This window comes from Acidovorax sp. 210-6, from assembly GCF_010020825.1.
GTDB lineage: Bacteria > Pseudomonadota > Gammaproteobacteria > Burkholderiales > Burkholderiaceae_C > Simplicispira > Simplicispira sedimenti.
In genome coordinates this window covers 1122159-1148897 of the sequence record NZ_JAACJE010000001.1, presented here as the reverse complement: position 1 = coordinate 1148897, position 26739 = coordinate 1122159, and the positions used below count along the sequence as shown (strand labels likewise).

Annotated in this window: 22 protein-coding genes and 1 pseudogene; 18 read left to right on the top strand and 5 right to left on the bottom strand. The window is 65.7% G+C overall.

Annotation, left to right across the window (positions count from 1 at the left end; translation table 11 throughout):
• The first annotated feature begins 49 nt into the window (after positions 1–49).
• Positions 50–1435: an L-serine ammonia-lyase gene (locus GWK50_RS05380; RefSeq protein WP_162015654.1), complete on the top strand. Its 1386-nt coding sequence runs from the start codon at positions 50–52 to the stop codon at positions 1433–1435.
• A 65-nt stretch (positions 1436–1500) separates the two neighbouring features.
• On the opposite strand, the gene GWK50_RS05375 is transcribed toward GWK50_RS05380, so the two are convergent.
• Positions 1501–2661 carry a branched-chain amino acid ABC transporter substrate-binding protein gene (locus tag GWK50_RS05375; RefSeq protein ID WP_162015653.1) on the bottom strand — a complete coding sequence of 387 codons (1161 nt, stop codon included), beginning with the start codon at positions 2659–2661 and terminating at the stop codon, positions 1501–1503.
• Between the two features lie 187 nt (positions 2662–2848).
• On the opposite strand from GWK50_RS05375, the gene GWK50_RS05370 reads away from it, so the two are divergent.
• Complete coding sequence (locus GWK50_RS05370; RefSeq protein WP_162015652.1) at positions 2849–3475, top strand: ANTAR domain-containing protein; 627 nt, start codon at positions 2849–2851, stop codon at positions 3473–3475.
• 309 nt (positions 3476–3784) lie between these two features.
• The gene (locus GWK50_RS05365) at positions 3785–5074 is read left to right on the top strand and encodes an amidohydrolase family protein (protein WP_162018024.1); all 1290 of its coding nucleotides are present in this window, start codon (positions 3785–3787) and stop codon (positions 5072–5074) included.
• Positions 5075–5534: 460 nt separating this feature from the next.
• On the opposite strand, the pseudogene GWK50_RS05360 reads toward GWK50_RS05365, so the two are convergent.
• A pseudogene (locus GWK50_RS05360) lies at positions 5535–5912 on the bottom strand (phage integrase N-terminal SAM-like domain-containing protein); the annotation flags it as partial.
• 140 nt (positions 5913–6052) lie between these two features.
• On the opposite strand from GWK50_RS05360, the gene GWK50_RS05355 reads away from it, so the two are divergent.
• The gene (locus GWK50_RS05355) at positions 6053–6442 is read left to right on the top strand and encodes a nuclear transport factor 2 family protein (RefSeq protein ID WP_162015651.1); all 390 of its coding nucleotides are present in this window, start codon (positions 6053–6055) and stop codon (positions 6440–6442) included.
• 183 nt (positions 6443–6625) lie between these two features.
• Here GWK50_RS05355 and GWK50_RS05350 read toward each other — a convergent pair whose 3' ends face one another.
• Positions 6626–7732 carry an IS5 family transposase gene (locus tag GWK50_RS05350; protein WP_162015180.1) on the bottom strand — a complete coding sequence of 369 codons (1107 nt, stop codon included), beginning with the start codon at positions 7730–7732 and terminating at the stop codon, positions 6626–6628.
• 100 nt (positions 7733–7832) lie between these two features.
• Between GWK50_RS05350 and GWK50_RS05345 the strand changes: the two genes are divergently transcribed.
• The 5 genes from GWK50_RS05345 to GWK50_RS05325 all read left to right on the top strand — a co-directional run bounded on the left by GWK50_RS05345 (position 7833) and on the right by GWK50_RS05325 (position 12409).
• Positions 7833–8258: a hypothetical protein gene (locus GWK50_RS05345; protein ID WP_162015650.1), complete on the top strand. Its 426-nt coding sequence runs from the start codon at positions 7833–7835 to the stop codon at positions 8256–8258.
• Positions 8259–8396: 138 nt separating this feature from the next.
• Positions 8397–8792: a hypothetical protein gene (locus tag GWK50_RS05340; RefSeq protein ID WP_162015649.1), complete on the top strand. Its 396-nt coding sequence runs from the start codon at positions 8397–8399 to the stop codon at positions 8790–8792.
• Between the two features lie 571 nt (positions 8793–9363).
• Positions 9364–10608 (top strand): CmpA/NrtA family ABC transporter substrate-binding protein, encoded by a 1245-nt coding sequence (locus tag GWK50_RS05335; RefSeq protein ID WP_162015648.1) that lies wholly within the window; start codon positions 9364–9366, stop codon positions 10606–10608.
• A 47-nt stretch (positions 10609–10655) separates the two neighbouring features.
• Entirely contained in the window at positions 10656–11600 is a 945-nt protein-coding gene (gene ntrB, locus GWK50_RS05330; RefSeq protein WP_162015647.1) for a nitrate ABC transporter permease, read from the top strand.
• Positions 11597–12409 carry an ABC transporter ATP-binding protein gene (locus GWK50_RS05325; RefSeq protein ID WP_162015646.1) on the top strand — a complete coding sequence of 271 codons (813 nt, stop codon included), beginning with the start codon at positions 11597–11599 and terminating at the stop codon, positions 12407–12409. Before ntrB ends, GWK50_RS05325 begins: the two co-directional genes overlap by 4 nt.
• Positions 12410–12626: 217 nt before the next feature.
• Here the strand turns inward: GWK50_RS05325 and GWK50_RS05320 are convergent, their stop codons facing one another.
• Positions 12627–13070 carry a CBS domain-containing protein gene (locus tag GWK50_RS05320; RefSeq protein WP_162015645.1) on the bottom strand — a complete coding sequence of 148 codons (444 nt, stop codon included), beginning with the start codon at positions 13068–13070 and terminating at the stop codon, positions 12627–12629.
• A gap of 349 nt (positions 13071–13419) precedes the next feature.
• Between GWK50_RS05320 and GWK50_RS05315 the strand changes: the two genes are divergently transcribed.
• The 8 genes from GWK50_RS05315 to cobA all read left to right on the top strand — a co-directional run bounded on the left by GWK50_RS05315 (position 13420) and on the right by cobA (position 24759).
• Positions 13420–13716 (top strand): DUF4148 domain-containing protein, encoded by a 297-nt coding sequence (locus GWK50_RS05315; protein WP_162015644.1) that lies wholly within the window; start codon positions 13420–13422, stop codon positions 13714–13716.
• 525 nt (positions 13717–14241) lie between these two features.
• A complete protein-coding gene (gene nirB / locus GWK50_RS05310) occupies positions 14242–16689 on the top strand; it encodes a nitrite reductase large subunit NirB (RefSeq protein ID WP_162015643.1) in 2448 nt (815 codons plus the stop codon).
• A gap of 81 nt (positions 16690–16770) precedes the next feature.
• Positions 16771–17154, top strand: a complete 384-nt coding sequence (gene nirD, locus GWK50_RS05305; protein WP_162015642.1) for a nitrite reductase small subunit NirD — start codon at positions 16771–16773, stop codon at positions 17152–17154.
• Positions 17151–19955 carry a nitrate reductase gene (locus GWK50_RS05300; RefSeq protein ID WP_162015641.1) on the top strand — a complete coding sequence of 935 codons (2805 nt, stop codon included), beginning with the start codon at positions 17151–17153 and terminating at the stop codon, positions 19953–19955. Before nirD ends, GWK50_RS05300 begins: the two co-directional genes overlap by 4 nt.
• Positions 19956–20183: 228 nt before the next feature.
• Positions 20184–20996, top strand: a complete 813-nt coding sequence (locus tag GWK50_RS05295; RefSeq protein ID WP_162015640.1) for a formate/nitrite transporter family protein — start codon at positions 20184–20186, stop codon at positions 20994–20996.
• 188 nt (positions 20997–21184) lie between these two features.
• Positions 21185–22933: a bifunctional protein-serine/threonine kinase/phosphatase gene (locus GWK50_RS05290; protein WP_162015639.1), complete on the top strand. Its 1749-nt coding sequence runs from the start codon at positions 21185–21187 to the stop codon at positions 22931–22933.
• Between the two features lie 79 nt (positions 22934–23012).
• Positions 23013–23981 carry a DNA-binding protein YbiB gene (gene ybiB, locus GWK50_RS05285; protein WP_162015638.1) on the top strand — a complete coding sequence of 323 codons (969 nt, stop codon included), beginning with the start codon at positions 23013–23015 and terminating at the stop codon, positions 23979–23981.
• A complete protein-coding gene (gene cobA, locus GWK50_RS05280; protein WP_162015637.1) occupies positions 23941–24759 on the top strand; it encodes a uroporphyrinogen-III C-methyltransferase in 819 nt (272 codons plus the stop codon). The genes ybiB and cobA overlap by 41 nt, the downstream gene beginning before the upstream one ends.
• Before the next feature lie 84 nt (positions 24760–24843).
• On the opposite strand, the gene GWK50_RS05275 is transcribed toward cobA, so the two are convergent.
• On the bottom strand, positions 24844–25326 hold the full coding sequence (locus GWK50_RS05275) for a DUF4124 domain-containing protein (RefSeq protein WP_162015636.1): 483 nt from the start codon (positions 25324–25326) through the stop codon (positions 24844–24846).
• A 75-nt stretch (positions 25327–25401) separates the two neighbouring features.
• On the opposite strand from GWK50_RS05275, the gene GWK50_RS05270 reads away from it, so the two are divergent.
• The gene (locus tag GWK50_RS05270; RefSeq protein WP_162015635.1) at positions 25402–26640 is read left to right on the top strand and encodes an NAD(P)/FAD-dependent oxidoreductase; all 1239 of its coding nucleotides are present in this window, start codon (positions 25402–25404) and stop codon (positions 26638–26640) included.
• Positions 26641–26739 lie beyond the last annotated feature (99 nt).

The following is a 26739-nucleotide window of genomic DNA, read 5'->3' as shown; positions in this document are numbered from 1 at the left end:
CGGCAGCCCCACGCTTGAAGCCACACAGCTTGCGCTCAGCGCACACCCCATGACCGTCAGCGTTTTCGACCTCTTCAAGATCGGCATCGGCCCATCCAGCTCGCACACCGTGGGCCCCATGATTGCCGCCCGGCACTTTGCCAGCCAGCTCCAGGCGGCGGGCCTGCTGGGCGCCACCCAGCAACTGAACACCGAGCTGTTCGGCTCGCTCAGCGCCACAGGCCGGGGCCACGGCACCGACAGCGCCGTGCTGCTGGGCCTGGCCGGGCACGAGCCCGACCGCATCGACCCCGACCAGATCGCCCCTGCGCTGCTGGACATCCGCAGCCGCCAGCAACTGGCCCTGCTGGGCGAGCACACGGTGCGCTTTGTGGAAAAGGAGCACCTGCTGTTCCGGCGCAAAAGTCTGCCCTTCCACCCCAATGGCCTGCGCTTTTCCGCGCTGGATGCGCAGGGCCAGGAACTGCTGGGCGCCGAATACTTCTCGGTGGGCGGCGGCTTTGTGGTCGATGCGCGCGGCGAGCGCGTGTTCAGCCGCCCCCCCGCGCCGCTGGCCGAAGGCCCGGTGCCCTACCCCTACGCGAGCGCCACCGAGCTGCTGGCGCGGTGCCGCACCCACTGCCTGAGCGTGGCCCAGTTGCAGCGCGCCAATGAAGAACACCTGCGCAACCCCGCCCAGGTGCACGACGGCCTGGCCGCGCTGTGGCAGACCATGGCCGCCTGCGTGCAGCGTGGCTGCGCCGCGCAGGGCCACCTGCCGGGGCCACTGCAGATCCGGCGGCGCGCGGCCGAGCTACAGCACAAGCTCAGCAGCGCCCCCGAGGCCGCGCTGCGCGACCCGCTGTCCATGCTCGACTGGGTCAATCTGTACGCCATGGCCGTGAACGAGGAAAACGCCGCCGGCGGCCGCGTGGTGACGGCGCCCACCAACGGCGCCGCAGGCGTGATCCCGGCGGTGCTGCACTACTACGTGAAGTTCATCCCCACCGCCACCGAGGCGGGCATTGCCGACTTCCTGCTCACCGCAGGCGCCATTGGCGGCATCTACAAGATGAACGCTTCGCTCTCGGGCGCCGAAGTGGGCTGCCAGGGCGAGGTGGGCGTGGCCTGCTCCATGGCCGCAGGCGCGCTGGCCGCCGTGCTGGGCGGCACGCCCGCGCAGGTGGAAAACGCTGCCGAAATCGGCATGGAACACAACCTGGGCATGACCTGCGACCCCGTGGGCGGGCAGGTGCAAATCCCCTGCATCGAGCGCAACGCCATGGGCGCCATCAAGGCCATCAACGCCGCACGCCTGGCGCTGCGCGGCGACGGCACACACGTGGTGTCGCTGGACCAGGTCATCCGCACCATGGTGCAGACGGGCAAGGACATGATGTCCAAGTACAAGGAAACCTCGCGCGGCGGCCTGGCCGTGAACGTGGTCGAGTGCTGAAAAAAACGGGCGCCGAGGGCTCAATGCCCCCAGCGCCCGCTGCTCTGTGCTGAGCCGTGTGCCGCTTACCAGCGGTCCGAACGCATGCGCAGCTCCCAGCTGCCGCGCCGCAGCTCGTACACGCCCACAGCGGCGTAGCGCTGCTCTCCCTTCTCATCCCACTTCATGGTGCCGGTGACGGGCGCGTAGCCATTGATGCGGCGCAGCGCCGCCGTCACGTCCTTGGGCTTGACCGACTTGGCCGCCTGCATGGCGGCGGTCAGCACATAGGTGCTGTCGTACGAGTAGTGCCCACCATAGGCTGGCGGCACCTTGAAGGCTTCCAGGTAGCGCTCCAGGAACGGGCGGCCCGCCACAAACTCCTTGGCCTCCAGCACCGGCGAAGTGGCAAAAATGCCCTGGATCTGCCCCGCCGCCTTGACCATGTCGGTGGTCTTGACCGTGTCGCCCCCCAGCAGGCGCACGTTGGTGTAGTCGATCTTGGCCAGCGCGGCAATCAGCGCCACGGCCTGGAAGTCGTTGAGCGTGGAGACAATGACGCCCACCTTCTCGGACTTGATCTTGGCGGCCAGCTCGTCAAAAGCCACGGTCTTGTCGTCGAACGACTGGCGCAGCACCACCTCGCGCTTTTCCGCCTTGAGCTGCTCGACCGCACCATCGGTCAAACCCTTGCCGTAGGGCGTGCCATCGTCCAGCGCGGCAAAGCGCACATCGCCAAACTGCGACGACGCAAACGAACCAATGGCCCGGGCCTGCAGGTTGTCGTTGGCCACCATGCGGAAGGTCGTCTCGTGCCCCAGTTGCGTGAACTTGGGGTTGGTGGAAATGGCGATCTGCGCAATGCCTGCCGCTGCATAGATAGGCGCCGTCTCGATGCTGACACCCGAATTGAGGTGCCCCACCACCGCCACCACGCCCGCATCCACCAGTTGCTGCGCCACGGCCTTGCCGGTAGCCGCATCGGCCTTGTCGTCCACCGACATCACCTCCAGGGTGACGCGCTTGCCCTCGATGCTGAAATTGGCCTTGTTCAGCTCGTTGACGGCCAACTGCACGCCATTGAGCAGATCCTTGCCCAGTGCGCTGAGCGGGCCGCTCAGCGGCTGCGCGACACCGATCTTGATGCTGTCGGGGATATTGCTGCAACCCGTGAGCAGGCCACCTGCGGCCCAGGGCGCCAGGGCCAGACCAGCAGAAAAACGGCGCCGGTTCAATGGTTGGATCATGCTGAAAACTCCGTCGGAAAAATGAAATATCACAGGGGTATATAAGACGCCCGCAAATTTCCCTACCGGGTAAGCCCGACCATTAGTTACTTTCAGGCGCCGCAAGGGCCGCAGATGCACCAAAAAAGTGCGATGCACGGCGCGCTACACATCGGGCCATGGCATGTTTGTTGCTGCGGATGCGGGCATGAACGACACGCTGCGCATTGTGGTGGTGGCGCCCGACCTGGCCATCACCAACCCCGACGACCAGCACGCCGCGCGCCTGGCGGCGCGCTCGCGCATGCTGCGCATCGGCCTGCTGGAAAACAACTACAACCTCGTGGCCGCGATACCGGCCGACACCTTCCTGGCCGAGCGGCTGGCGCAATTGCAGCCCGACCTCATCATCGTGGACAGTGAAAGCGAAGCCCGCGACGCCCTGGAGCATGTGGTGCTGGCCACGCGCGAGGCGCCCCGCCCCATCGTCATGTTCACCAACGACGAGGACACCACCCACGTCAAGGACGCCGTGGCCGCTGGCGTGTGCGCCTACATCGTGGCCGGGCTGGCGCCCCAGCGCATCCGCCCCATCCTGGACGTGGCCATGGCCCGCTTTGCCCACGAACAGGCCCTGCGCGCCGAACTGGCCGACGCCCGAACCGAACTGCAGGACCGCAAGACCATCGACCGCGCCAAAGGCCTGCTCATGCAACGCCAGGGCCTGAGCGAGCAGGCCGCCTACGAAAAGCTGCGCAAAACCGCCATGGACAAAGGACTGAAGCTGGGCGAGGTGGCCCGGCGCATGCTGGACATGGTGGATTTGCTGGGGTAAGCAGCGGCAGGCTCGGACCGCTCGCGGTGCTCTGGTTGGCGCCACCCGCCCTGCGGGCACGGCATCTGCGCACCAGCGACGCGGATCACCGGGACTCACTTGGGGCAGACGGAGACGCCATGCGGTTTATGCTTGGCGGCTTGCTTGTGCATCCCAGGTATTGCCACCTGTCCCGCTTGGAGAGCCCGATGGTCTTTGCTGCTGCGCCGCTGGCGCTGAAGGTTGCTGCCACGCCCCTGGCGCCCTGCAGGCGCCCAGCCGCCGCACGCACACAAGCCTGCGGCGCATGGCCTGCTGAAGGAGCCCATGATGCTTGACCTGCTGATCACCCATGCCAGTCTGCCGGATGGCCGTTGCGACATGTCGGTCGCCATTCAGGGGGGGCGCATCGTCGAGGTGGCACCCGGTTTGCACGCACCGGCGCACGAAACCGTGGATGCCCAGGGCCAGTTGCTGAGCCCGCCGTTCTGCGATCCGCACTTTCACATGGACGCGACGCTCAGCTACGGACTGCCGCGCGTCAACCACAGTGGAACGCTGCTCGAAGGAATCGCGCTTTGGGGCGAACTCAAGCCGATGCTGACCGAGGAGGCGCTGGTCGAACGTGCGCTGACTTACTGCGACTGGGCGGTGGCCAAAGGCTTGCTGGCCATCCGCAGCCACGTGGACACCAGCGACCCCAGCCTGTTGCCGGTGCGCGCCATGCTGGAGGTCAAGCAACGCGTTGCGCCCTACCTGGACTTGCAACTGGTCGCCTTTCCGCAGGACGGCGTGCTGCGCACCCCAGGGGGCCTGGACAACCTCCAGCGCGCGCTCGATCTGGGTGTGGACGTGGTGGGCGGCATTCCGCACTTTGAACGCACCATGGGCGAAGGTGCGGCCAGCGTGAAGCTGCTGTGCGAGATTGCCGCCGAGCGGGGCTTGCCGGTGGACATGCACTGTGACGAGAGCGACGACCCACTCTCGCGCCACATCGAGACGCTGGCATTGGAGACGCAGCGACTGGGCCTGCAGGGCCGGGTCAACGGCTCGCACCTGACGTCCATGCACAGCATGGACAACTACTACGTGAGCAAGCTGATTCCGCTGATCGCCGAAAGCGGGGTGAGCGCGGTGGCCAACCCGCTCATCAACATCACCTTGCAAGGGCGGCACGACACCTACCCCAAGCGCCGTGGCATGACGCGGGTGCCCGAGTTGATGGCAGCGGGTGTCACGGTCGCGTTCGGCCACGACTGCGTGATGGACCCCTGGTATTCGCTGGGCAGCGGCGACATGCTGGAGGTGGCGCACATGGGCTTGCACGTCGCGCAGATGACCAGCCAGGCTGGCATGCGCCAATGCTTCGACGCCGTGACGGTGAACGCCGCACGTGTGATGGGACTGGATGGCTACGGCATCGACGTGGGCCGCGACGCCAGCTTTGTGCTGTTGCAGGCACGCGACCCGGTGGAGGCGATACGCCTGCGCGCCACCCGGCTCAAGGTCTGGCGCAAGGGCGTGCTGCTGGCACAGACCGCGCCCTGCGCAGCACAGCTCTCGCTGCCCGGCCGGATGGGCAGCACGGCGTTCATGCCCGCCAAAGCGGCCGGTGGCTGACTGCGCGCCGTCGATGGCCTGGGTCACGACCACAGCCCCCTGGGAAGAGCCGCCCTGGTGTGGTGTCTCGGCCAGAAAAGGGCAGAGATCCTCCGTCGCTTTCAGGGTGTTGGAGGCACACCATGCCAGTGACGGCTACGCAGCGAAGCCTTTGGAGCAGAGGCCATGCAGCAAATGACGGCAACCGCTGCAAAGGCGACTTCAGGCTGATTGTTATCGTTCACGGTGGGCATCGCGTCAGGCACTTTCCAACCCTGAGCAGTCCTTCCCCCGAGTTCCGCAAACCGGGGCATCAGTTCGCAATCACCATCTCATCCAGTGGGCTGGCCGTCCCACCCGCCGCCACCTTCAGCACATACGTGTAGATCATGGTCGTGGACGCGTCCGAATGCTCCAACAACTCTTGCCCCGTTCGGATGCCCCCCATGTGCGAAAGCAGCGTCTGAACCTCCTGCACCGCCAGCACCGCCGGAATCCGCTTGCGTTCTGGCGGCCGACCAATCTGCTGCATCCACGGCAATTCCATGCCCAGCACCTGCCGATACAAGAACAACAGCGCGTTGAGCGCCTGCCGGTGGGTGGCCGGCGCCACTTGCTTGTCGGTGGCGAGCATGGTCAGAAAACCCTCGACTTCAGCTTGCCCCATTTCGCGCGGATGTCGAAACCCACCATGGCTGCGGGCCGCCCACAACACAAACGCCTTGACCCAGTAGACATAAGCCTTCTCGGTCTGTAGGCTGTAATGCAGGTAGCGAACCCGTTCGCGCACCTGATCGAGCAGCTTGATGGATCGGGGAGGGACCCAGTCAGGTTTGTCAGATCTGTTATACCTGTTTATGCGTACAGTATTATGCTTTACAGGATTGATTTCAAACACTTTTTGGGGGTGCCGTGCGACTTTGTTTAACGACCACGGTTGTGGGTATCCGGTGTTTGGTCAGATAAACCATAAGTTATGCGTAAAGGAGAATTGAACAAATGAAACGTCATCCCGTAGAGCTTCAAATCGAGAAGGCTGACAATGCTATTGTTGCTGAAGATTTTGAGTTACTCATGGAAATTTACACTGATGATGCGATATTAGTTGTTGAACCAGGCCGAAACGCAGTCGGCAAAGTTCAAATTCGTAAAGCGTTTGAAGCCATAGCCACATATTTCAAAAACGGGTTACATGTGGAGCAAAATGGAATGGAGGTTCTTGAGTCTGGTGATACGGCTTTGGTTTTGGCAAACACGGTTATATCCAGTCCTAACTTCCCTTCCACAGAGCGCAAAGCAACTTACGTATTTAATAAATCGCCCAGTGGTAATTGGCTTTGCTCTATTGACAATTCGTATGGTCATCAAGTTATTGGCAAATACGCATAACAAGGCGCTCGTTCGGACGCAAACTACGCTGCGCTTCGTTTGCGCCGCACAGCTTGGTCGTTAGCAGGCTGCTGAAATACTCCCCACTGCAGCCCGCCCCATCTCTCCATTTTTGGTGAGTTTGCCTGTTTTTTGAGCAGTTCGGCCCTTTTTTGCTCGTTTCCGAGGCATTTCCCCTGCCTTCTACACCCCTTTGGCACCCTGCAGACGCACCTGTCCCAAGGTGCGCATGCGCGTGAGGTTGTACGCAGCCATGTTCAGCACAAACAGCTGATCGACTTTTTGCAGTCCGCGCACCATGACTTGCCGGATGTTGCCGATCCACTTGGCCCAGCCAAAGCCCTGTTCAATGAGCTTTCTCTTTTGCTGAGACATGGCATACCCTTCGCTGTTTGCTATTGGCTCAGGTACCGCCGACTGGCGTCCTGACTTGTTCTGCGCCACATGGGGCAGTACGTTCATCTCTTGCAGGGCTTGGATGAACTCTTTGGCGTCGTAGCCCTTGTCTGCGCCCAATGTGATGGTGACGGATGCGTCATCGGGCAGTGCCTGACGGGCATCGTTGATCATGGCCTTGGCCGCTTCGCGCTCTGCATACCCGTCGGCCTGGGTAACTACGGCACTGACGATCAGGCCGTTGCGGTTGTCGCTCAAGGTGTGGCCCATGTAGCGCAGTTCGCTGGCGGTGTTGCCTTTGCGATAGAGCCTGGCATCGGCATCCGTGCTTGACTGGTGGGTGTCGTTGCTGCGGGCTTGGCCTTTGAAGTTGCCAGCGTCATTGCCATCACCGCCGTCTTTGCGCACAAAGCTCTTGTGGCCCGCCCAGGCCTGGATCAGGGTGCCGTCCACGCTGAAGTGTTCACCACTGAGCAGTTCCTGCTCTTGGGCTTGCTGCACGATCTGGTTGAAGAACTCGATGACGGCATCGTGCTCGATAAGGCGTTCGCGGTTCTTGCTGAAGACGGTGGGCACCCACACGGCATCGTCCATGGCCAGGCCAATGAACCAGCGAAACAGCAGGTTGTACTGGGTTTGCTCCATGAGTTGGCGCTCCGAGCGCACGCTGTAGAGCACCTGAATGAGCATGGCGCGCAGCAGTTTCTCGGGGGCAATGCTGGGACGCCCGCCTTTGATGTCGGCTGCGTACATCTGGGCAAACAGCTCATCCATGTTCGACAGGGCCTTGTTGACCATCACACGGATCACGCGCAAGGGGTGATCTGAGGGCACGAAGTCATCGAGGTGGCGCATGGTGAACAGGCTCTCGGTGAAGGTGTCGGCTCCGCGCATGTCTGGCTCGTCTGTCTGGTCGCTGGGGTGCCTCGATTGTCCTGCAAAGGCGCCTCACGGGGAGCGACGAAAGGGGTATTTCAGCAGCCTGTTAGGCACCATGTTTGAAGCATTTCTCAAGGTTGGAAAGTGGCTATTCATAGCCATCTGGCTCATCGTGGTCACATTTACTTTCTTTGGTCAACGCATCACAACCTATGTACTTCATGAGTTGCCATTTATGGGCACCACCTTTACGAAGGACAAATGGGAGAAGGCGGGCCAATGTGCGCGAGGTGCGTGCGAGCTTGATCGGTCATGCGCCAGGGGCGGAATGTATCGAGATCTTCAACGCAACCATCTGGCAATAGGCACTCCACGCTCAGTGGTTGAGCAGAAGATTGGCAAAAGCTCTGAACCAAATCGCAATAGCTGCGCAATCTATCCCTTAGGAATGTGTAGCGGCATAGGCATCGACATGGACTACCTCAATATCTGCTACAACAACGAAGGCCGCATCGCTTCGGTAAGTCATTATCAAAGCTAGGCGTGGCGCCTAACTGGTCGGTCAAGCGGACGCCAACACTGGCCATGGCTTCGCCATTTTTATGGCCAGTGTTGGTACCCTTCGCACCTTCGGTGCTCCGGCGCCGCTTACCTTGTTCGTTAAAACGCTGAACCGATCATGCACCCGACCAAACAATGGATCGACCAGAAACTTCATCGCAAACAGGCCACGCTGCATGTTGAGCGCACGGTTACAAGTGAGTTCAAGCGTCAAACTGGAGGGAGAACCTTGTACGCATCCGTTACCCTGGCACTCGCTCCCGCCAAAGAGTTTTCAATCGAGTTTAGTGTCGAACCAAGCGAACTCGACTACCGAAGTGCAATTGAGGACGCCATATTTTCTGAACTGTTGACCCATTACACGGTGCCAATCCTCGGCGTGGCTGTGCGCGTGCTAGTAGTCATCGCCGATGAAATTGGTTCGAGCTACGCGACCTTCAGGCAGGCCACGTCTGACGCAATGCGTCAAGCTTTTCAGCAGCCCAGTGGGCAGCAGAACATTGCTTGGCCATGAATCGTTTTAACTGGTCGGCCCACACGGACACACAGCAGCAGGTTGCCGCTGCGCGGCGCATGCTGCGTGCCGGTGGCCTCCAACGTTGAGAGTCTGCTTTCATCTGTCGCCACAGGCCGCTCCTGGCCGAGACCAGTCACGCAGCGCCAGAGGATGACTGGCTGCAATCGCTGCAAACCAGTCCTTGGTCCTTGCGGCCACGTTGGTGCCCCGCGCAGGGTGCCAGCGCCTACCCACCTCTCGCACCACACCTCCGCGCCGTCTTGGTGCACCGCACAACACCGGTGCACTCCATCCTGCATCGCTTGAAGCCAAATCGGTCTCTGGCGCTTTAGAAATATACGCCAGCAGCTATTAATTTCATAGCAATTCACTACATCCAATAACTGGCACGCGCTTTGCATTGATGCTGGCAGACCCCATCGGGGGTCACCACGGCGGCGCCACCCAACGGCGGGTGGCTGCCGCCTGTTACCGGACAAAGGCGTCCCCACCCTGCGCATGCGGCCCCTGGCTGGCGTGCGCAGCGTGAGGACGCCTTTTTTGTTTTTCACGTTGCAAGGGGAGCCCCATGACCGATGTTCTGAAAACCAGCCTCAACCGCCGCACCGTGCTGCAGGCCGCCACCGTGGGCGCCGTGGGGGTGAGCCCCGCGCTGCGCGCGCTGGTGCACGCCCAGGGTTCGGACGCGCCCGAGAAGAAGGAGGTCAAGATTGGCTTCATTCCGCTGACCGACTGCGCCAGCGTGGTGATGGCCTCGGTGCTGGGCTTCGACAAGAAATACGGCGTGACCATCATCCCCACCAAGGAAGCATCGTGGGCCGGCGTGCGCGACAAGCTGGTGAATGGCGAACTGGACTTTGCCCACGTGCTGTATGGCCTGGTGTACGGCGTGCACCTGGGCACGGCCGGGCCAAAGAAGGACATGGCGGTGCTGATGAACCTGAACCACAACGGCCAGGCCATCACGCTGTCCAAGGCCCTGGCCGACAAGGGCGCGGTGGACGGCCCCTCGCTCGCGGCGCTGATGGCCAAGGAGAAGCGCGAGTACACCTTCGCGGGCACCTTCCCCACGGGCACGCACGCGATGTGGATGCACTACTGGCTGGCGGCGGCGGGCATCAACCCGCTGTCGGGCGCCAAGCTGATCACCGTGCCGCCGCCGCAGATGGTGGCCAACATGCGCGTGGGCAACATGGACGGCTTCTGCGTGGGCGAGCCCTGGAACCACCGCGCCATCATGGACGGCATCGGCATCACGGCCAACACCACGCAGGACATCTGGAAGGACCACCCCGAAAAGGTGCTGGGCACCACGGCCGAGTTCATGAAGAAGAACCCCAACACCACGCGCGCCGTGATGATGGCGGTGCTGGAGGCCAGCCAGTGGATCGACGCCAGCCTGTCGAACAAGATGAAGATGGCCGAGACGGTGGCGCAGAAGGCATACATCAATACCAGCGTGGACGCGATCAACCAGCGCATCCTGGGCCGTTACCAGAACGGCCTGGGCAAGACATGGGACGACCCGAACCACATGAAGTTCTTCAACGATGGTGCGGTGAACTTCCCCTACCTGAGCGATGGCATGTGGTTCCTCACGCAGCACAAGCGCTGGGGCCTGCTCAAGAGCCACCCTGATTACCTGGCCGTGGCCAAGCAGGTGAACCAGGTGGACCTGTACAAGTCGGTCGCCAGCGCCATGAAGATCAGCGTGCCCAAGGACGTGCTGCGCACCAGCAAGCTGATCGACGGCGTGGTGTGGGACGGCAAGGACCCCGCCAAGTACGCCGACGGTTTCAAGATCAAGGCTTGAACCCACGGCTTTCGCCACCTACCACTTTCGACCCACCGGAGATCACCATGGTCAGCGCCGTTTTTCATGCACCGCTGGAACCCACGCCAGCCAAAGCATCCGATGCTACTAAAAGCATAGCTGCTAGCGCCCTATCTACGGGCGCTACAGCCCAAAAAACCTCAAATCCACCCGCAGCACCCGCCCAGGCCCAGCGCGACGCTGGTGCGCTTTCGCGCGCCTTCTGGCAGAACGTGCTGCCACCCATGCTGGGCCTGGGGCTGCTGGTGGGGCTGTGGGCGCTGGTGTCGGCCAGCACGGGCCGCAGCATTCCCACGCCTTACGAGACCTGGCTGCAGGCGGTGGAGGTGTTCAGCAACCCCTTCTACCGCAACGGCCCCAACGACCAGGGCGTGGGCTGGAACGTGCTGGCCTCGCTGCAGCGCGTGGCCGTGGGCTTTGGGCTGGCGGCGCTGGTGGGTATTCCGGCGGGGTTTGCCATCGGGCGCTTTGCGTTTCTGTCGCGCATGTTCAACCCGCTCATCAGCCTGCTGCGCCCGGTATCGCCGCTGGCGTGGCTGCCCATCGGCCTCTTGGTGTTCAAGGGCGCCAACCCTGCCGCCATCTGGACCATCTTCATCTGCTCCATCTGGCCCATGGTCATCAACACCGCCGTGGGCGTGCAGCGCGTGCCGCAGGACTACCTGAACGTGGCCCGCGTGCTCAACCTGAGCGAGTGGAAGGTGCTCACCAAGATCCTGTTCCCCTCGGTACTGCCCTACATGCTGACCGGCGTGCGCCTGGCCGTGGGCACGGCGTGGCTGGTGATCGTGGCGGCCGAGATGCTGACGGGCGGCGTGGGCATTGGCTTCTGGGTGTGGGACGAGTGGAACAACCTCAACGTCAAGAACATCATCATCGCCATCTTCGTGATCGGCATCGTCGGGCTGCTGCTCGAAGCGGCCCTGGTCAAGCTGGCAACCGCCTTCACATTCGAGGAAGTGAAATCATGAACACATCGCTGTCCACCAAGTTCATCGAGATCCAGGGCGTGGAGCAGACCTTCCGCACCGCCAAGGGCCTGTTCCCGGCGCTGCGCGACATCGACCTGACCATCGCCAAGGGCGAGTTCGTGGCGCTCATCGGGCACTCGGGCTGCGGCAAGTCCACGCTGCTGAACCTAATCGCCGGGCTGACCGCGCCCACCAACGGTGCGCTGCTGTGCGCCAACAAGGAGATCAAGGGCCCCGGGCCGGAGCGCGCCGTGGTGTTCCAGAACCACTCGCTGCTGCCCTGGCTCACGTGCTTTGACAACATCTACCTGGCGGTGGAGCGCGTGTTCGGCGCCCGCGAGGGCAAGGCGCAGCTCAAGGCGCGCACCGACGCAGCGCTGGCCCTGGTGGGCCTGACGCACGCGGGCCAGAAGCGCCCGGGCGAGATCTCGGGCGGCATGAAGCAGCGCGTGGGGATTGCCCGGGCGCTGTCGATGGAGCCGCAGGTGCTGCTGATGGACGAGCCCTTCGGCGCGCTCGACGCCCTCACCCGCGCCAAGCTGCAGGACGAGCTGCTGGAGATCGTGGCGCGCACGCAGAGCACCGTGGTGATGGTGACGCACGACGTGGACGAGGCCGTGCTGCTGTCCGACAAGATCGTGATGATGACCAACGGCCCGGCCGCCACCATTGGCGAGGTGCTGCACGTGGACTTGCCCCGCCCGCGCTCGCGCGTGGAACTGGCCGAGGACGCACGCTATGTGAACTACCGCAAGGCGGTGATCGACTTCCTGTACACCCGCCAAGGCCACGTCGAAAAAGCGGCGTGACCAGAACTCGCACAAAGGCCCTGGCTGCGTGCAGCCAGGGCCTTTTGCATTTTCGGCGCGAAACAATGCTCACGGCCAATGAGCCTGGCGCGGCCCACGCCAGCAGCCACCGCGCAAGGGCCGCCAGTGCTCCGAGTCCAGGCGCTGGTGGCGTCCCCCTTCCCGAATTGCGCAGCAATTCGGGAAGGGGGAAGTGGCGCAGCCACTCAGTGGGTTTTCATCTTCCTCCACCGGTGATGTAGTGCTCCAGCTGCTCGATGATGAATTTCTGCTCGGAGATGATGTCCTTGACCAGGTCACCGATGGAGATCATGCCCAGCAGCCGACCGTCCTCTTCCACCACGGGCAGGTGGCGCAGGCGCTTGCCGGTCATGATCTGCATGCACTGCTCGCTGGTCTGGTTGGGGCGCACGCAGAGCACAGAAGCGGTCATCACGTCGCGCACCGGCGTGTCCATGGAGGTACGCCCGCGCAGGGCCAGCTTGCGGGCGTAGTCGCGCTCGGTGAAGATGCCTGCGATCGTGCCGCCATCGAGCACGAGCAGCGCCCCTACCTCCTTCTCGGCCATGGTGCGCAAGGCCTGGAACACGCTGTCTTGGGGTGCCACGCTGTACACCGCAGCGTGTGATTTGGATTTGAGAATTTCTGCAACGGTGGTCATACGCGGTAGCCCCTTCAAGGGAGATGGTTCAGGCATTCATTTCAGCCCAAGCCGCAGCGGATTGCAAGCCGTGGCAGCCCGAGGGTGCAGCGCACATGGCGGGCCTGTAGCGCCTGCATGACAACGGCAGGGATCTTCGAGAGACAACACGCTGCCGACCCGACGATTATTCTTAAAACCGGAATAGTCAATTAACGACTGAGCAGTTTTTTTGTGGTCTTTGCAGGCGTACAGTTCACCCCATCGATGAGCCCAACGCTACCGCGCAACTCAGCGACAGAGCTCCAGCAATCACCCGATGGCCTTTGCCGGAGCACCTTTGGAGTCACTTTTGATCAAGGAAACCATCATGCAAACCGCACGCATCCTCACCATCGCAGCCCTGTCCGCTTTCGCAACCCTGGGCGCCCAGGCCGCTGAACTCAACGGCGACCTGTACGGCACCGACTTCGAATCCAAGGTGCAATCGGTGCGCAGCGTCGCCGAAGTGCGCGCCGAAGGCCGCAAGGCTCTGCCCAGCTTCAACGACGGCCCTCCCGCCGACCGCTACGCCAAGACCCCCAGCGTTCTGGAGCGCCCTGCAGTGCGCGCCAACGGTGCCATCGCCATGCGTGCCCACGGCATTGCCACGGGCGAGCGCAGCTAAGCGCTTGCAGCCCCCGGCGTTCAGGCCGCAGACTGAACGCCCCCCCAAAAGCCCGCTGGCCCTGCCTGCGGGCTTTTGCTTTGCGGTCTTGCCCCCCCTGACCAGTGGTCGACAACAAGCGGCAATCGGCATTCGCAATCCTGTCGTGTCGCTTTCTCGCCTTCCTTTGCTGCCACGTGCCACTCTGTGGCACCAGGACATGCTGGCCTGGTCGCTGAAGAAGTCGCCCGACACGCACTGGATCGCACTGGGCTGAAACGCCCGCCCCGGTGCACGGCGGTGGCCCACCTCCCCTGCCTTGGTGCAATGCACCAAGGCGTGCACCAAAACAGCGCCGCTGCGGCACATGGCCGCGCAACGGAGCACCGCTCCCCTCCCACAGACCCGTGCATCCCTGCGCCAAAGCGGGGCGCACAGACACTGGCACGGTCGTTGCATTGACCTGTGTGTGTGGCCCCCAGGGCCGCAGGCACGGCGCGCCAGCAAGGCCCGCCGCTTTCTGGACAAGCAACGCGCGAGGGCACGATGAAGAAATCGAAACTGGTGATGGTGGGCAACGGCATGGCAGGGGTGCGCACACTCGAAGAACTGCTCAAGATCGCACCCGACCTGTACGACATCACCGTCTTCGGTGCCGAGCCGCACCCCAACTACAACCGCATCCTGCTCTCGCCGGTGCTGGCGGGCGAGCAAACGCTGGAGCAGATCATCCTCAACGACTGGTCCTGGTACGAGGACAACCACATCACCCTGCACGCTGGCTACACGGTGACGCAGGTGGACCGCACGCGGCGCATGGTGCACGCCACCAACGCGGCGGGCGAGACGCTGAGCGTGTCCTACGACCGGCTCATCATGGCCACGGGCTCCAACCCCTTCATGCTGCCCATTCCGGGCAAGGACCTGCAGGGCGTGCTGGCCTACCGCGACATTGCCGACACGCAGGCGATGATCGACGCGGCCGCGCACTACAAGCACGCCGTGGTCATCGGCGGCGGCCTGCTGGGCCTGGAGGCCGCCAACGGCCTGATGAAGCGCGGCATGCAGGTGGCCGTGGTGCATGGCAGCGAATGGCTGATGGAGCGCCAGCTCGACGACGTGGCCGGCAAGATGCTGCAGAAGGCACTGCAGGAACGCGGCATGCAGTTCCTGATGAAGGCGCAGACGCAGGAGCTGCTGGCCGACGATGCCGGGCGCGTGCGCGCCGTGCGCTTCAAGGACGGCACCGAGGTGAGCGCCGACCTGGTGGTGATGGCCGTGGGCATCCGCCCCAACGTGGCGCTGGCGCAGAACATGCGCCTGCACGTGAACCGCGGCATCGTCGTGAACGACACCATGCAGACCACCACCGACGCGCGCATCTACGCCGTGGGCGAATGTGCCGAGCACCGCGGCGTGGCCTACGGCCTGGTGGCGCCGCTGTTCGAGCAGGGCAAGGTGGCGGCCAACCACCTGGCGGAGTTCGGCATTGGGCGCTACCAGGGCTCGCTCACGTCCACCAAGCTCAAGGTCACGGGCATTGATCTGTTCTCCGCGGGCGACTTCATGGGCGGTGCGGGCACCGAGGAAATCGTGATGAGCGACCCCGGCGCCGGGCTGTACAAAAAGCTGGTGCTCAAGGACGACAAGCTCGTGGGCGCCTGCCTGTACGGCAACACCGTGGACGGGAGCTGGTACTTCAAGCTGCTGCGCGACGGCCGCCCCGTGAGCGACCTGCGCGACAAGCTGATGTTCGGCGAGAGCAACATCGGCGACAGCGGACACGCCGGCCAGAACAAGGCCGCCAGCATGCCCGACGACGCCGAGGTCTGCGGCTGCAACGGCGTGACCAAGGGCACCATCTGCAAGGCCATCAAGGAAAAAGGCCTGTTCACGCTGGACGAAGTGCGCAAGCACACCAAGGCCAGCGCCAGCTGCGGCTCGTGCACCGGCCTGGTGGAGCAGATCCTGATGGCCACGGTGGGCGGCGACTATTCCGCCACGCCCAAGACCAAGCCCGTTTGCGCCTGCACCGACCACGGCCACCAGGCCGTGCGCGACGCGATCCGCGCCAACAAGCTGCTGTCCAAGGAGGAGGTGTTCGCCTTCATGGAGTGGAAAACGCCCAACGGCTGCCCCACCTGCCGCCCGGCCGTCAACTACTACCTCATCAGCACCTGGCCCAAGGAGGCGCTGGACGACCCGCAAAGCCGCGCCATCAACGAGCGCAGCCACGCCAACATCCAGAAAGACGGCACCTACAGCGTGGTGCCGCGCATGTGGGCGGGCGAGACCACGGCCGACGAACTGCGCCGCATTGCCGACGTGGTGGACAAGTACAAGATCCCGGCCGTCAAGGTCACGGGTGGCCAGCGCATCGACCTGCTGGGCGTGAAGAAGGAAGACCTGCAGGGCGTGTGGAACGACATCGGCATGCCCTGCGGCCACGCCTACGGCAAGAGCCTGCGCACCGTGAAGACCTGCGTGGGCAGCGAATGGTGCCGCTTTGGCACACAGGACAGCACCCAGATGGGCCGCGACCTGGAGCGCGCGCTGTGGCGCATGTACGCACCGCACAAGGTCAAGCTCGCCGTCAGCGGCTGCCCACGCAACTGCGCCGAAAGCGGCATCAAGGACGTGGGCGTGATCGGCGTGGACTCGGGCTGGGAAATCTACGTGGCCGGCAACGGCGGCATCAAGACCGAGGTGGCGCACTTCTTCACCAAGGTGAAGACCGCCGAAGAGGTGCTGGAAGTCAGCGGCGCCTTCCTGCAGCTCTACCGCGAAGAGGGCTGGTACCTGGAGCGCACGGTGCACTACATCGCCCGCGTGGGCCTGGACTACGCCAAGAAGAAGGTGCTCGAAGACCACGCCAACCGCAAGGCCCTGTGGGCGCGGCTGCAGGCGGCACTGGAGGGCGAGCCCGACCCCTGGTTCGAAGGCGAAAAGGCGCGGGTCGATGCACGCCAGTTCATCCCCATTGCCATGGCCTGAAGCCACCGCCCTCCATTCTTAAAGCAAAAAGTGGCCCCAGCCCTTTATTGACAAGCGCAACCAGCTACAAAAGGTATAGCAATGACACAGTGGAAATACATCTGCAAGCTCGAAGACATCCCCGTGCTGGGCGCCCGCCGCGTCACGCGCGCGCAGGGTCTGGAGGTGGCCGTGTTCCGCACCGCGACGGACGAGGTGTTTGCCCTGCTGGACCGCTGCCCGCACAAGGGCGGCCCGCTGAGCCAGGGCATCGTGTTTGGCAAGAGCGTGGCCTGCCCGCTGCACAACTGGACCATCGGCCTGTGCGACGGCCAGGCCCAGGCGCCCGACGAGGGCTGCACGCCCAGCTTCCAGGTCAAGCTGGAAGACGGCGCGGTGTACCTGGACGCCGACGAGCTGGCCCACCGCGCCCTGACCGAAACCCGCCCGCTGGCCGGGCCCGCCTTGCGCGCAGCAGTGGCATGACGCAGGCCGCCACCACCCGCTCCACCTGCCCCTACTGCGGCGTGGGCTGCGGTGTGCTCATCGACAGCGAGGGCGGCCGCATCACGCGCGTGCGCGGCGACCCGGAGCACCCGGCCAACTTCGGGCGGCTGTGCTCCAAGGGCTCGACCCTGCACCTCACGGCCCGCCCCGAAGTGCAGGCCCAGGTGCGCCTGCTGCAACCCCTGCAGCGCGCGCAACGCGATGGCGCAGCGCTGCCGCTGGCCTGGGACCAGGCGCTGGACACCCTGGGCCAGCGCATCGCCACCACCGTGCAGCAGCACGGCGCCGATGCCGTGGGGCTGTACGTCTCGGGCCAGTTGCTCACCGAGGACTACTACGTCTTCAACAAGTTCGCCAAAGGGCTGCTGGGCACCAACCAGATCGACACCAACTCACGCCTGTGCATGAGCAGCGCCGTGGCGGGCTACAAGGCCACGCTGGGCGCCGACGCGCCCCCGGCCTGCTACGAAGACCTGGCCCACGCGGCCACGCTGTTCATCACCGGCGCCAACCCAGCCTGGGCGCACCCCATCGTGTTCCGGCGCATCGAAGACGCCAAGCGCGCCAACCCGCGGTTGCGCATCATCGTGTGCGACCCGCGCCGCACCGACACCGCCGAGCTGGCCGACCTGCACCTGGCGCTGCAACCGGGCTCGGACGTGTGGCTGTACCACGGCATGCTGCGCTGCATGCTGGAGCAAGGCTGGGTGGACCAGGCCTTCATCGCCGCGCACACCCAGGGCTGGGACGCCCTCGCCGCCCAGGTGCAGCACGCCACGCCCGCCGCCGTGCAGCAGCACTGCGGCATTGCCCCGGCCGAGCTGCTGCAGGCCGCACGCTGGTTTGCGGGCGTGGACGCAGGCCCTGTCGGCCGCAGCCCCACGCTCAGCCTGTATTGCCAGGGCCTGAACCAGTCGGTGCGCGGCACCGACAACAACACCGCCCTCATCCACCTGCACCTGGCCTGCGGCCAGATCGGCAAGCCTGGCGCGGGGCCGTTCTCGCTCACCGGCCAGCCCAACGCCATGGGCGGGCGCGAGGTGGGCGCACTGGCCAACCAACTCAGCGCCCACCGCAACCTGGCCGACCCGCAGCACCGGGCCGAAGTGGCCGCCCTGTGGGGCGTGCCCGAGGTGCCCGCCACGCCCGGCAAGGCGGCGGTGGAGCTGTTCGAGGCCGCTGCCGACGGCCAGATCAAGCTGCTGTGGATTGCCTGCACCAACCCAGCGCACAGCCTGCCCGACCAAACCCTGGTGCGCCGCGCCCTGCAGCGCGCCGAGTTCGTGGTGCTGCAGGACGCCTATGCCACCACGGCCACCGCACGCTATGCCGACCTGTTGCTGCCCGCCGCCACCTGGGGCGAAAAAGAAGGTACTGTGACCAACAGCGAGCGCCGCATCAGCCGCGTGCGCGCTGCGGTGGCGGCGCCCGGCCAGGCCTGGGCAGACTGGCGCATCGTCACCGAAGTGGCGCGGCGCGTGCAGCCCCTGCTGCCCACGCGCGCCCACCTGCCCAGCCTGTTCCCCTACGACGGCCCCGAAGCCATCTGGAAAGAACACCGCGAAAGCACGCGCGGGCGCGACCTGGACATCACCGGCCTGAGCTGGGCACAACTGGAGGCTGCCCCACAGCAGTGGCCCTGCCCCCAGGGCCAGCCCCAGGGCAGTGCACGCCTGTACACCGATGGCCGTTTTGCCACCCCCGATGGCCGCGCCCGCTTTGTGCTGCCCCAGCCCGGCACCGTGGCTGAGCCCACCGATGCGCGCTACCCCTTTGCCCTGATCACCGGCCGCCTGCGCGACCAGTGGCACGGCATGAGCCGCAGCGGCACCGTGGAAAGCCTGTGGGCCCACGCCAGCGAGCCCGTGGCGCAAATGGCCCGCGAAGACATGGACCGGCTGGGCCTGGCGCCCGGCGACCTGGCCTACCTCACCAGCCGCAGGGGCACCGTGCTGGCGCCCGTGCAGCCGGGCGAAGGCCTGCGCAGCGGCCAGGTGTTCATGGCCATGCACTGGGGCGACGAGGTGCTGGGCGGCGCCAGCAGCACCGGCAAGCGCCTGGCGGGCGTGAACGCACTGACCACGGCGGCGCGCTGCCCGCAGTCGCTGCAGCCCGAGCTCAAGCACGCGGCCATCAAGGTGCTCAAGGCCGAACTGCCCTGGGGCGTGTGGGCCCAGGCCTGGCTGCCGCTGGCCCAGGTGCACCTGGCACGCCAGACGCTGGAGGGCCTGATGGCCGCCTTCCCGTTTGCCAGTTGCACCCTGTTTGGCCGCCCCGAAACCGGCGTAGGCCTGCAACTGCGCGCCGCCGCGCACCAGGCGGTGGACACGGCGCTGCTCGAGCGCATCGCCCAGATCCTGGGCGTGCACGCCCCCGGTGCACTGCACTACCAGGATGCACGCCGTGGCCAGTGGCGCCGCGCATTGCTGCAGGGCGAAGGCTCCGCACAGGTGCTGCAAGGCATGGTGCTGGCAGGCGACGTGCGCGCCCAGGCCTGGATCGCGCCGCTGCTGCAAGAGCGCCAGAACGCCCAGCCCCTGCGCCGCGCCCTGCTGCAGCCCGGTGCCCAGCCACCGGTACAAGTGGCCAGCCGTGGCGCCACCGTGTGCTCTTGCGTGGGTGTGGCGGAGAACACCATCACCGACGCACTGCAACGCTGCACCGGCGATGCGGCCCAGCGCCTGCAGCAGCTCAAGGACGGGTTGGGCTGCGGCACGCAGTGCGGCTCCTGCGTACCGCAACTGCAGCGCATGGTGCAGGCCAGCCTAGCCCACGCCTGAGGTGCGCTGGCGCACCAGCATGGCGCACCCAGGGCGCCGCGTGCACGCTCGGGGCCACATGGCGCTGCATGGTGGTGCGCGCGGCGTACAGCACGGTGGCTGCATGCAGGCCCCACGCCCGGTGCACCGGCTTGGCACGCAGTTTGCTGAACAGAGTGCAAGCCGTGGAGGGACAGCCCCGCTGCCACCACGCACCACAAAACCGCATCGCAACCTGGAGCACACACCATGGCCTACCTCATCCCCGCCGAATTCGTCACCAAGATGGTGGACGCCGGCGAATCCAAGATCTACATGTCCACGCGCGATACGCTGATCCGTGCCTACATGGCCGGCGCCATCCTGTCGCTGGCGGCGGTGTTTGCCGTCACCGCCACGGTGATGACAGGCTCTGCATTGGTCGGCGCCATCCTGTTCCCGGTGGGCTTTTGCATGCTCTACCTGCTGGGGTTCGACCTGCTGACGGGCGTGTTTGTGCTGACCCCGCTGGCCTGGCTGGACAAGCGGCCCGGCGTCACCGTCCAGGGCATTCTGCGCAACTGGGGGCTGGTGTTTCTGGGCAACTTTCTGGGGGCGCTCACGGTGGCCTTCATGATGGCGTTCATCTTCACCTACGGCTTCTCGGTGCCACCCAACGAGATCGGGCAGAAGATCGGCCACATTGGCGAAGCACGCACCCTGGGCTATGCGCAGTACGGCCTCATGGGCTGGCTCACCATCTTCATCCGCGGCATGCTGTGCAACTGGATGGTGTCCACGGGCGTGGTCGGCGCCATGATCTCCACCACCGTGAGCGGCAAGGTCATCGCGATGTGGATGCCCATCATGCTGTTCTTTGCCATGACCTTCGAGCACTCGGTGGTCAACATGTTCCTGTTCCCCTCGGGCCTGATGATGGGCGGCAACTTTTCCATCATGGATTACTTCCTCTGGAACGAAATCCCCGTGGTGCTGGGCAACCTGGTGGGCGGCCTGGCGTTCACCGGCCTCACGCTGTACGCCACCCATGTGCGCACCGCTCCCAAGCGCAACCTGGCATGAAGTGAAACACCCCCCTGCGTCGCTTCGCTCCTTCCCCCCGCTCTCGCAGCGCTGCGCGCTGCGGGCAGGGGGACGCTCCCAGCGCCCGCACGTGGAAATGCTGGCGGCCCTTGCGCGGGAGCCCTGGCCTGGGCCGCGCCGGTTTCATGCGTCACCGGTGGCGGCGCAAGCCGCCATGGATCACTGATATGCACACGCCAGCCCTGCTGCAGGTGCGTGTCGGCCAGCATTCCGACGCGGGCCGCAAGAGCGTCAACCAGGACTTCCACGGCGCCAGCCTGCCCGAGGGGCCGCAGCGCCAGAGCAAGGGCGTGGCCGTGGCGCTGGCCGACGGCATTGGCAGCAGCGATGTCAGCGACGTGGCCGCCGCCGCCGCCGTGCATGCGCTGCTGGTGGACTACTACTGCACCTCGGACGCTTGGAGCGTCAAGCGTTCTGCCCAGTGCGTGGTGGCAGCCACCAACTCGTGGCTGCATGCGCAAACGCGGCGCAGCCCCTACCGCTTCGACCAGGACCGGGGCTACGTCTGCACGCTCAGCGCGCTCATCGTCAAAGGGGCCACAGCGCACCTGTTCCATGTGGGCGATACGCGCATCTACCGCGTGCAGGGCCGCACGCTGGAGCAGCTCACCGAAGACCACCGCGTGTGCATGACCGACGGGCGCAGCTACCTGGGCCGCGCGCTGGGCGTGCAGCCCCAGACCGAGATCGATTACCGCAGTCTGCCGGTGGACGCGGGCGACATGTTTGTGCTGAGCACCGACGGCGTGCACGAGCACATGCCGCCCGGTGCCATCGTGCAGGCCATTGCCACGCATGCCCCCGACCTGGACGCCGCTGCACGCAGCATCGTGCAGCAGGCCCTGGAGAACGGCAGCCCGGACAACTGCACGGTACAGATCGTCGCCATCGACCGCGTGGCCCCGGCCGACGCCAGCGAGATGCAGCACCAGCGCGCCCAACTGCGCCTGCCACCGGTGCTGTCGGCACGCCAGCAGTTCGAGGGCTACGAGATCGTGCGCGAGCTGTACACCAGCCACCGCAGCCATGTGTACCTGGCCACCGAGCCAGGCACCGGACGCCAGGTGGTGATTAAGACCCCGTCCATCGACCGGCAGGAAGACCAGGCCTTCCTCGACCGCTTTGTGCTGGAGGAATGGATTGCGCGGCGCATCGACAGCCCGCATGTGCTGCGCCCGGCCGACGGCGCGCAGCCCCGCACGCGCGAGCACCTGTTCGTGGCCATGGAGTACGTGAGCGGCCAGACCCTGGCGCAGTGGATGACTGACCACCCCCGCCCCAGCCTTGCGCAGGTGCGCGACATCGTGGGCCAGGTGGCGCGCGGGCTGCAGGCCTTTCACCGGCGCGAGATGCTGCACCTGGACCTGCGGCCCGAGAACGTGCTGATCGACGCCCAGGGCACGGCAAAGATCATCGACTTTGGCGCCGTGCAGGTGGCCGGACTGACCGAGGCCCAACCCGCTGGGGAGAGCCCGCCGTTGCTGGGCCATCTGCACTACACCGCCCCCGAATGCCTGCTGGGCGAAGCCCCCACGCCCAGCGCCGACCTGTACGCCCTGGGCGTGCTCACCTACCAGATGCTCACCGGCCGCCTGCCCTACGGCAGCCACGGCGCCGCCGTGCGCACACGTGCCGACCTGCGTCGCCTGCAGTACCGCAGCGCGCTGGACGAGCATCGCCCCATTCCCGCATGGATGGACGCCGTGCTCGAACGCGCCGTGCAGCCCCAACCGCACAAACGCCAGCAGGCGCTCACCGAATTCGTGCACGACCTGCATCACCCCGGTGCAGCCTACCTGCGCCAGCACCGCCTGCCGCTGACCGAGCGCCACCCGCTGGTGTTCTGGCGCGCTCTTTCGCTGCTGCTGGGGTTGGCGGTGGTGCTGCTCCTGGGCGTGGTGCACAGCCTGCGCTGACAAGGCCCAGTGCCTGCAGGGGGCGGCGCTTTCACAGCACAATCGGCACCCTTGCTGTTTTCATTCCAGACCACGCACCATGGCCATCAGCCACTACCTCAAAGACATCGGACGCGGCAAAGAGGGCGCACGCTCCCTGGACCGCACCCAGGCCGCCGACCTGCTGGGCCAGGTGCTGGACGGCACGGCCAGCGACCTGGAGGTGGGCGCCTTCTGCATTGCCATGCGCGTCAAGGGCGAAACGCCCGAAGAAATGGCGGGCTTTCTGGACGCCATCCACCAGCGCCTGCCACGCCTGGCTGCACCCGAGCGCCCCCTGGTGGTGCTGCCCAGCTACAACGGCGCCCGCAAGCTGCCACTGCTGACCCCGCTGCTGGCGCTGCTGCTGGCGCGCCAGGGCCTGGGCGTGCTGGTGCATGGCAGCGCCACCGAGGAGCGCCGCGCCAGCAGTGCCGACGTGCTGGCCCACCTGGGCGTGGCGCCGCAGCAGGTCTTGCGAACCCCCGCCCCCGGCAGCGTGGCCTATGCGCCCACGGCGCTGCTGCTGCCCGGCCTGGAACGCCTGCTGCAGGTGCGCCGCGTGCTGGGCCTGCGCAACAGCGCACACAGCCTGGTCAAGTTGCTGGACCCGCTGGCCCACCAGGGCCTGCGCAGCATCGTGGTGGGCAGCTACACCCACCCGGAGTACGCCCAATCCATGGCTGCCACCTTTGCGCTGACCGGCGCCTGTGCCTTGCTGCTGCGCGGCACCGAGGGCGAACCCGTGGCCGACCCGCGCCGCACGCCGCAGATGGATGCCTTCCTGCACGGCCAGCCCCAGCGCGTGCAGGAAGCGCAGGCGGGCCCCCTGGCGGCCCTGCCCTCCTTGCCCACGGCCATTGACGCCGCCCACACCGCCGCATGGATCCGCAGCGTGCTGGACGGCGCCCAGCCGGTGCCGGCACCGATTGCGCAGCAGGTGGAACACATCTTGCGTCTTGCAGCGCAGATGACCACGGAGCCCGCGCATGCTGTCCACCGCCCACCCGCACCACCCGCACCCCACTGACACGCACGGCCGCTGCACCCTGGTGGGCGCCGGTCCGGGCGACCCCGAACTGCTCACCGTCAAGGCCGTACGCGCCATCGAGTCGGCCACCGTGCTGCTGGTGGACGACCTGGTCAGCGAAGCCATCATCGCCCTGGCGCCGCGCACGGCACGCGTCGTGCGCGTAGGCAAGCGCGGCGGCTGCAAGAGCACGCCGCAGGCCTTCATCGAAACGCTCATGCTCATGGCGGTGCACGAGGGCGAGCATGTGGTGCGCCTCAAGGGGGGCGACCCGTTCATCTTTGGGCGCGGCGGCGAAGAGGCCGAGCACCTGCGCGCTGCGGGCGCGGCGGTGGAGGTGGTCAACGGCATCACCGCCGGGCTGGCCGGGCCCACGGCACTGGGCGTGCCGCTCACGCACCGCGGCCACGCGCAAGGGGTGCTGTTCATCACCGGCCACGTGCGCCCCGGCGGTCCCAGCACCGACTGGGCGCTGCTGGCCCACACCGCGCAGCAAGCGCGGCTCACGCTCGTCATCTACATGGGCATGAGCGGCGCGCGCCCCATCCAGGAAGGGCTGCTGCAAGGGCTCAGCGCAGACACGCCCGTGGCCGTGATCCAGCACGCCAGCCTGCCCCAGCAACGCCATGCCACGGCCACGCTGGACCAACTGGCCGACACCATTGCGCACGAAGGGCTGGGCAGCCCGAGCGTCATCGTGGTGGGTGAGGTGCTGCGCGGGCTGGCAGCGCTGCACGGCCAGAGCGCGCGGAACCTGACGCGGTGCCCCGCCGCCTGAGCGCCCCAAAAGCACTCGACGCCCCCCCTGCAGCACCCCTGCAGCGGGCGCTGCGGCCGCACGCGAGGTTCTGTGCGAGCCGGTTCAGAGTCCTTCCAGTTCCTTCTCCAGCGCCTTGAGCTGCTGGCGCAGCTCCTCGGAGCGTGCCTCGCAGGCCGCCTTGTCCTTGGCACTGGCGGCCTCCTGCTCTTGCACGAACTGGGAGCCTTGGGGGAGGTTGCCACGCCGCAGCGGCCCCGCGTGGGCAACGGCCTCTGCCGGTGCCGCCGCGCATTCGCGCTGGTTGCGCTCCAAGGCTGCGCGCGCCTGCGGAATGCCCTGGGACTGCAGATACTGCTTGCGCCGCCAGGTTTCGCCAAAGGCCCCCTCTTTAGAAGGTTTGCGCGGGGGCGGTGCGACGGCAGGCGCCGGCATGGCGGGGCGCACCTCGATCTTCTCGCCCTCACCGGGGCAGGGCGCCTCCTGAAACGACACCTTGCCCTGGGCATCCGTGCATTTGTTGATGGCCCAGGCCGGGGGCACCAGGCCCAGTGCCAGGATGCAGGCGGCGTAGCGAAGTGAATTCATGGGGCAACCCTCGGACGATGAAGACATCATGCTACCGCGCCGCATAGGAATGGCACCCTACAATCCGCAGCGTCCATGCGCACATCACTTTTTGACGTTGTCATCATCGGCGCTGGCGCCGCTGGTTTGTTTTGCGCCGGCCAGGCCGGCCAGCGCGGCCTCAAGGTGCTGCTCATCGACCATGCCGAGGCGGTGGCCGAGAAGATCCGCATCTCGGGCGGGGGGCGCTGCAACTTCACCAACCGCGACCTGGACCCGGCGGCGCCGCACAAGCACTTTGTGGGGCAGAACCCGCAGTTCTGCCGCTCGGCGCTCTCGCGCTACACACCCGCCGACTTCATCGCGCTGGTGCAGAAACACGCCATCCCTTTCCACGAGAAGCACAAGGGCCAGTTGTTCTGCGACCGTTCAGCCGAGGACCTCATCGCCATGCTGCTGGCCGAATGCGAGGCTGGCGGTGTGGAGCGCTGGCAGCCCTGCAGTGTCAAAAAAGTAGCTTTTTTGACCTCTGAGGCCGATGGAACGGGCGCTGGCAGCTATCAAATCGATACCGATCGGGGGCCCGTGCGGGCGCGCAGCCTCGTGGTGGCGACGGGCGGGCTGTCCATCCCCAAGATCGGCGCCACGGATTTCGGCTACCGGATCGCGCAGCAGTTCGGCATTCCGCTGGTCGAGCGCCGCCCGGGACTGGTGCCGCTCACCTTCGACGGCGAAGCCTGGGCGCCTTGGGCGCAGCTCGCCGGGCTGGCCCTGCCAGTACAGATCAGTACAGGCACGAAAAAGGCGCGCATGGCCTTCGACGAAGATCTGCTGTTCACCCACCGCGGGCTGTCGGGCCCGGCGGTGCTGCAGATCTCCAGCTACTGGCAGGACGGCGCGCCGCTCAGCATCAACCTCGCACCCGGCATCGATCTGCCCGCCGCCCTGGCGCAGGCCAAGGCGCGCTCGCGCAAGCTCATCGCCAACGAGCTAGCCCAGCTCGTGCCCAGCCGCCTGGCCGACGCCTGGTCCGGACGGGACGCCGACTGGCAGCGCCCCATCAACGAAGCCTCCGACAAGGCGTTGGCCCGGTTAGCCGAGCAGATGGCGCGCTGGGAGCTGACGCCCACCGGCACCGAGGGCTACAAGAAGGCCGAGGTCACGCTGGGCGGCATCGACACGCGCGCCCTCTCGCAGCAGACCATGGAATGCAAAACCCAGCCGGGGCTGTACTTCATTGGCGAGGTGGTGGACGTGACGGGCTGGCTGGGTGGATACAACTTCCAGTGGGCCTGGGCCAGCGCATTCGCCTGCGCGCAGGCGCTGGCCGCTTGATGTTTGCCTGGCAACGGCTATAATCTTCGGCTTTGCTGGCACTAGCCCCGTCGGCCAAATACTAGTTACAGTCACTGACTGAGACGGGGAAACCCGCCA

Bases quoted from the DNA above. Each gene is read 5' to 3' on its own strand.
- GWK50_RS05290 (WP_162015639.1), top strand. From the start codon at position 21,185: ATGCACACGCCAGCCCTGCTGCAGGTGCGTGTCGGCCAGCATTCCGAC.
- GWK50_RS05350 (WP_162015180.1), bottom strand. From the start codon at position 7,732: ATGCGCGGAGCCGACACCTTCACCGAGAGCCTGTTCACCATGCGCCAC.
- nirB (WP_162015643.1), top strand. From the start codon at position 14,242: ATGAAGAAATCGAAACTGGTGATGGTGGGCAACGGCATGGCAGGGGTG.
- GWK50_RS05300 (WP_162015641.1), top strand. From the start codon at position 17,151: ATGACGCAGGCCGCCACCACCCGCTCCACCTGCCCCTACTGCGGCGTG.
- GWK50_RS05275 (WP_162015636.1), bottom strand. From the start codon at position 25,326: ATGAATTCACTTCGCTACGCCGCCTGCATCCTGGCACTGGGCCTGGTG.
- ybiB (WP_162015638.1), top strand. From the start codon at position 23,013: ATGGCCATCAGCCACTACCTCAAAGACATCGGACGCGGCAAAGAGGGC.
- GWK50_RS05270 (WP_162015635.1), top strand. From the start codon at position 25,402: ATGCGCACATCACTTTTTGACGTTGTCATCATCGGCGCTGGCGCCGCT.
- GWK50_RS05375 (WP_162015653.1), bottom strand. From the start codon at position 2,661: ATGATCCAACCATTGAACCGGCGCCGTTTTTCTGCTGGTCTGGCCCTG.
- GWK50_RS05320 (WP_162015645.1), bottom strand. From the start codon at position 13,070: ATGACCACCGTTGCAGAAATTCTCAAATCCAAATCACACGCTGCGGTG.
- GWK50_RS05340 (WP_162015649.1), top strand. From the start codon at position 8,397: ATGCACCCGACCAAACAATGGATCGACCAGAAACTTCATCGCAAACAG.
- GWK50_RS05345 (WP_162015650.1), top strand. From the start codon at position 7,833: ATGTTTGAAGCATTTCTCAAGGTTGGAAAGTGGCTATTCATAGCCATC.
- ntrB (WP_162015647.1), top strand. From the start codon at position 10,656: ATGGTCAGCGCCGTTTTTCATGCACCGCTGGAACCCACGCCAGCCAAA.
- GWK50_RS05325 (WP_162015646.1), top strand. From the start codon at position 11,597: ATGAACACATCGCTGTCCACCAAGTTCATCGAGATCCAGGGCGTGGAG.
- GWK50_RS05365 (WP_162018024.1), top strand. From the start codon at position 3,785: ATGCTTGACCTGCTGATCACCCATGCCAGTCTGCCGGATGGCCGTTGC.
- GWK50_RS05380 (WP_162015654.1), top strand. From the start codon at position 50: ATGACCGTCAGCGTTTTCGACCTCTTCAAGATCGGCATCGGCCCATCC.
- GWK50_RS05355 (WP_162015651.1), top strand. From the start codon at position 6,053: ATGAAACGTCATCCCGTAGAGCTTCAAATCGAGAAGGCTGACAATGCT.
- cobA (WP_162015637.1), top strand. From the start codon at position 23,941: ATGCTGTCCACCGCCCACCCGCACCACCCGCACCCCACTGACACGCAC.
- GWK50_RS05335 (WP_162015648.1), top strand. From the start codon at position 9,364: ATGACCGATGTTCTGAAAACCAGCCTCAACCGCCGCACCGTGCTGCAG.
- GWK50_RS05370 (WP_162015652.1), top strand. From the start codon at position 2,849: ATGAACGACACGCTGCGCATTGTGGTGGTGGCGCCCGACCTGGCCATC.
- GWK50_RS05295 (WP_162015640.1), top strand. From the start codon at position 20,184: ATGGCCTACCTCATCCCCGCCGAATTCGTCACCAAGATGGTGGACGCC.
- nirD (WP_162015642.1), top strand. From the start codon at position 16,771: ATGACACAGTGGAAATACATCTGCAAGCTCGAAGACATCCCCGTGCTG.
- GWK50_RS05315 (WP_162015644.1), top strand. From the start codon at position 13,420: ATGCAAACCGCACGCATCCTCACCATCGCAGCCCTGTCCGCTTTCGCA.